This is a genomic window from Pedobacter sp. AC464, assembly GCF_979253075.1.
In genome coordinates this window covers 1-211 of record NZ_CEEDBV010000033.1, presented here as the reverse complement: position 1 = coordinate 211, position 211 = coordinate 1, and the positions used below count along the sequence as shown (strand labels likewise).

At 47.9% G+C, this 211-nt stretch carries 2 tRNA genes; both read left to right on the top strand.

From position 1 onward, the window contains the following. Position 1: 1 nt before the first annotated feature. Positions 2-76: transfer RNA gene (locus AC0IWT_RS20070), tRNA-Val, on the top strand. Positions 77-137: 61 nt separating this feature from the next. Then, positions 138-211 (top strand) — tRNA-Val (locus tag AC0IWT_RS20065).

Sequence of the window (211 nt, the reverse complement as noted above, 5' to 3'; positions counted from 1 at the left end):
AGGGAAATTAGCTCAGCTGGTTCAGAGCACCTCGTTTACACCGAGGGGGTCGGGGGTTCGAACCCCTCATTTCCCACGCTAAGCCTTTTAGTTTAACTAAAGGGTTTTTTTATAAAATATTGCAATCCTTTAAAAAAGGGAAATTAGCTCAGCTGGTTCAGAGCACCTCGTTTACACCGAGGGGGTCGGGGGTTCGAACCCCTCATTTCCC